This window comes from Trinickia dabaoshanensis (assembly GCF_002879885.1).
GTDB classification, from domain to species: Bacteria; Pseudomonadota; Gammaproteobacteria; order Burkholderiales; family Burkholderiaceae; genus Trinickia; species Trinickia dabaoshanensis.
In genome coordinates this window covers 1-4,733 of sequence record NZ_PNYA01000057.1, presented here as the reverse complement: position 1 = coordinate 4,733, position 4,733 = coordinate 1, and the positions used below count along the sequence as shown (strand labels likewise).

At 59.5% G+C, this 4,733-nt stretch carries 3 protein-coding genes; 1 reads left to right on the top strand and 2 read right to left on the bottom strand.

The features are described from left to right. Positions 1-274 precede the first annotated feature (274 nt). Both C0Z18_RS32255 and C0Z18_RS32250 read right to left on the bottom strand, forming a co-directional pair. Entirely contained in the window at positions 275-1,561 is a 1,287-nt protein-coding gene (locus C0Z18_RS32255) for a GGDEF domain-containing protein (RefSeq protein WP_146014168.1), read from the bottom strand. A gap of 243 nt (positions 1,562-1,804) precedes the next feature. Beyond that, positions 1,805-2,926, bottom strand: a complete 1,122-nt coding sequence (locus C0Z18_RS32250; RefSeq protein WP_102649523.1) for a helix-turn-helix domain-containing protein — start codon at positions 2,924-2,926, stop codon at positions 1,805-1,807. Positions 2,927-3,125: 199 nt separating this feature from the next. Between C0Z18_RS32250 and C0Z18_RS32245 the strand changes: the two genes are divergently transcribed. Continuing rightward, positions 3,126-4,703, top strand: a complete 1,578-nt coding sequence (locus tag C0Z18_RS32245; RefSeq protein WP_102649522.1) for a methyl-accepting chemotaxis protein — start codon at positions 3,126-3,128, stop codon at positions 4,701-4,703. Positions 4,704-4,733: the final 30 nt, after the last annotated feature.

The following is a 4,733-nucleotide window of genomic DNA, read 5'->3' as shown; positions in this document are numbered from 1 at the left end:
GGTCAATTGCACCCATGCGCGGTAGCGCGGGTTGTGCTGCGAATCTTCTTGCTCTATGCCCAACTGGCAGTCTTTTAAGACAGCGCTATAAGCCGTTAGCGACACGAGATCTTGAGCCGCAACGCTTTCCAAGCACGGGTCCCCATCGAACCCGTAGCAGGTGATATCCATCGTAATGCCCATGTCCGTTTGCGGCCTAAGGTGACGTGAGAACAGTGCCGCAAAGCACATGCCAACCTGATCTAAGCTGAGGCCGCGCGGTAGACGATGGCACCTATTGATGCCCTTCCGCGCCCGCGACACAGTTCCTGCCAAAACGCTTCGCGCGATACAGTCCGCGATCGGCTTCCTGCAAAAGTTCGCTGACTAACGCGAATCCCTGCTGCTCGGAGGTGGCAACGCCAACCGATACCGTCACCCGTCCCTCGGGGGAGTGCGGTGCGCCAATGTTCAGAGCCTCGACTGAACCACGCAGTGACTCGGCAATCGCTGCCGCACTGTCCATGTTGCAGTTCGGCAAGACGACGACGAATTCCTCACCTCCGAAGCGGGCGACGAAATCCCACTGGCGCCGCAGTGCCGATTGGAGCGCCGTAGCGACCGCCCGCAGACAGTCGTCGCCAGCTAGGTGCCCGAACGTGTCGTTGTATTGCTTGAAGTAGTCGACGTCGACCATTAGCACGGAGAGTGGCCGGCCAGTGGAGACCGCTTCCCCGAGCAACTCGGGAAAGCGCGTATCAAAGTATTGCCGATTGAATGTCTTCGTGAGCCCGTCTCGCAGCGAGGCCATCATCAACGTCTCGTGCGCGCGGTGCAAACTGCGGTAAAGGTGGCTGACCTCCCAAATCAGCATTCCTAGAACCGCGCTCGAGGCACACACAGCAGCGATCCGTGCGGCATACCAGCCGACGCTGTAGCGAGCGCCCGCGTGCAACGTCAAAATGACATCGACTGACCCGGCAAGAAGTGCGACGGCCAGCCATAGTTCGAGCAGCGTCCGCAATCGCGTTGACGCTACCAGCACCACGAAGGCAATCACGTTGGCCAAGATCACGGCAACCCCGACGGGATTGTCCGTCAGCGTCCGATATGAGCCTCCCGCAATAAGGTTCGGCAAGGACGTAGCCGCAGTGATTGCGGCGAAGCACATCGCCCCGGCGAACACTGCGCCACCCGCAATTAACGCCAGCGCGATGAGGCGTCTATTGAGTGCCCGCTGCGAGCCGCGAGGGAATTGACGTCGAACCAATAATGCGAGCCCGACCAGACCTGGAAACATCCCATGCCAAAACACCCAGATCCAAACGGCCGATTGCATGCTGCCGGCGAGGCCGGTCGCCGAGAAGACACCAGGAAAGGCGACGAGCTGCATCGCGACCGATACGCCGGAAAAGACATACGCGCCGCTCAGTGCCGCATACACAGGGCGACCGGACACTGAGTACTGTGTGTACAGCAAATGCGCGGTAAGGATCTCCGTCAGGAAGATGGCCGTACCGAACATCGGCAGGAACGATGGCACAATCGGCGCGGGCACATTTGCCTTGGGCCATACGAGCATGGCGCCGAGCACCAAGGAAATGCCAACGATCGCTACGATTGTTCTATGGCGAGCCGTAGACGGCGCGTTCAGCAGATGGCTAGTCGTCAAAATAGCAAAGAGACAGGACGTTGGTTGATCAAACGTCCCCGGAGATCGGGTGTCGGCGGTGTTTCTATGTCAAGGACCGATGTCATCGATCACGAGGACTTCCCTCTCGCAACAGCAACTCGCAGGCCTTCCTTGGGTTTGCCGCGTCGAACGCTACGCCATGGTGTCGGCCTTGCGCCAGTGCAATTGGCGAGTTCTGATTGCCAGATTTATTCGGTCGGTCAATAGGCCGGCAAGTAGGCGAAGCGTATTTTGCCCATCGGCATCGAGCACCCGCGGTAAGCGATCGATGACGCAAAGACTACCCAGCGCGAACCCGTCAACATCGCGAAGGGCCGCGCCCGCATAGAAACGGATATGAGGGGGCCCTTCCACGAGTGGGTTGCGTTGGAAGCGCGCGTCTTCGCGAGCGTCGTGCACCGTGAAGAAATCATCGACGATGGTGTAATTGCAGAACGCCCAAGCTCGTGGCGTTTCTCGCACATCGAGTCCGAAGTGCGCCTTGAACCATTGCCGGTCCTGCGTCAGCAAACTAATGAGGCAAATGGGAGCTTCAAGCGTTCGAGCAGTCAACCCGGCGATCTCGTCGAATTCGGGCTCATAACGTGTATCGACAAGCCCCGCTCGACGGACAGCGGACAGCCTCGCGGCTTCGTTTCCGACCAAGGGGTATCGCAGTTCAGATGCGCCGCCAGACTCTGCCGCTGGCGAATTCTCCAAAAACTGTGCAGCCACGAGGTGCGCCACATCATCGACGGCTGATGAGCCTTCGCAGGTCACAAGGCGCAGCCTTGGATGACCGTCGAGCGCTTGTAGGTATCCGCGCCCAACAGAATCGCAAACCGCCAGAACGCTCGTGTGTCCGAGCGAAGGATCATTGAGTAAATGGCCCACCATCGCGCCACGGTCCCAAGCGCCCGCGAGAACCTCGACGACGACCACCGCCGGCAACAGCCGCCCAACAGCGATCAGCGAAGACAAGGTATCCGTGGTTCGCTCAACGACGACTCCCTTGATCTTGAGGAGTGCTTCTTGGTAGCGGTTCGCGGACTCAGAACCGGCCAGCAACAGCACGGACACGCGCGGGCATTCGCGTGTCGTCTCCTTGGCCAGGCGATCTCTTAGTTCGAGCACAGCGCTCTCACGCACACGCCGATGCCCCCCCGGCGTCTTCCACGCATCAAGAATGTCGTTCTCGATCCAGTTTTGCGCCGTACGGACTGACACGCCGAGAAGACGCGCTGCCTCGTGAGTGGTCAGTACAGGGTCTTCCATGAATGTCTCCTTTTTGTCACCAAACCGGCAAAATCGGAATGTATGATACCTCAATCGCATGGGCCAGCGAGCCGATTCGGGCCAAATTAAAGGGTATACCCTAGATGTTTCGGGTGAGCCGCGCCGGTTAATCGGAAAATTCGAAACAACTGACGAACGATCGCCGAACAACTCGGCGCGTTCTCTCACGGGGTTCATGATGGAAAAAAGACCAATCTCTGTGCGTTCCACGCTGGCGTACGCCTTTGCCGTTCTTGTCTTGCTCGTTCTTGTCGTGAGCGGGCTTGCACTCAGTGAGCTAAGTGCCGCGAACGACCGTTTTAGCTCTTACGTCAATGGCGTCGCACGCCGAGCTCAGCTCGCTGCGCGTATTCGCTCAAGTGTCGACGAGCGAGCCATTCTCGCCAGGGATTTGACGTTGGCGCAGAACCCAGACGATGTGCCGAAGGAACATGCCCAGGTTTTGAAAGCTCACGAAGACGTCCAGCGCACGTTGAGCCAACTCGAAAGCATGGTTGCGGATGTTCATGACGACGGCGGTCGCGCGCGCGCGTTGGTCGAGCGAATTGCCTCGGTCGAGCGCGACTATGGTCCCGTTGCTCTCGATATCGTCGACGACGCGGTCAACAACAGACGCGAGCAGGCGACGACCAAAATCAATCAACGATGCAGGCCGTTGCTTGCTGCGCTGATCGCCGCGACCGATGCATACGGCGAGTACACGCGCGTTCGGGGCGAGCAGTTGGTTGCACAAGCAGGCGAGAATTACGCGCGTCAACGGCTGCAGCTAATCGCTATCGTCATCTTCACGGTCGCAGTCGCCGCACTGGCCGGCGTGATCATCACCCGAAAGGTGTTACGCACCCTCGGAGCAGAGCCCTTCGAGTTATCCGAGATCACAAAGCGCATTGCCGACGGAGATCTCAGCCGTATCGCACGAGCCGACGCAGCACCGCCCGGCAGCGTTTTGGCATCGATGTCATCGATGCAGCAAAGCCTCGTTAAATTGCTGAGCCAAGCGCGGCGTTCGGCGGACAGCATCACATCTGGCACTCGAGAGATAGCGGCCGGAAACATCGATCTTTCGTCGAGAACGGAGCAGCAAGCCGCGGCTTTGCAGGAGACGGCGTCGAGCATGGAGGAACTGACCGCGACGGTCAGCCGAAACGCCGAAAGCGCGAGCCGCGCCAGCCACCTGGCAAGCGAGGCCTCGGGCATTGCCGAAAGAGGCAGTCAGGCAGTCGGCCTTCTCGTCGACACGATGTCGGAGATCAGCGCTAGCTCGAGCAAAGTCGCAGACATCACGAGCATCATCGAAGGCATCGCCTTTCAAACGAACATCCTCGCGCTCAATGCTGCGGTAGAGGCGGCTCGTGCCGGCGATCAGGGGCGCGGATTTGCCGTCGTGGCTAGCGAGGTAAGGCAATTGGCGCAGCGTTCCTCGAGCGCCGCGAAGGAAATCAAGGAACTGATCGGCGCATCGGTCGGAAAAATCCAAGACGGTGCTGCAGTCGCCGACCAAGCGGGCGAGACAATGACGGAGGTCACCCAAGCGGTGGCCCGTGTAAACAGCATCACCGAGGAAATTGCGGCTGCATCGGCCGAGCAAAGCCGGGGCATAGAGCAGGTCAATCTGGCGATCACGCAGATGGACGAGGTTACGCAACAAAACGCGGCGCTGGTCGAACAAGTCGCTGCCGCGTCAAAGGCGCTCGACGATCAGGGACGCATGCTTGCCGACTCCGTAGCGGTCTTCCGGCTGGGGTCAGAAGCATGACGCGCGCTATCCCAACTAGCGCATGTGCCA

Coding starts and splice junctions, on each gene's coding strand:
- C0Z18_RS32245 (WP_102649522.1), top strand. CDS start 3,126: ATGGAAAAAAGACCAATCTCTGTGCGTTCCACGCTGGCGTACGCCTTT.
- C0Z18_RS32250 (WP_102649523.1), bottom strand. CDS start 2,926: ATGGAAGACCCTGTACTGACCACTCACGAGGCAGCGCGTCTTCTCGGC.
- C0Z18_RS32255 (WP_146014168.1), bottom strand. CDS start 1,561: ATGCTCGTATGGCCCAAGGCAAATGTGCCCGCGCCGATTGTGCCATCG.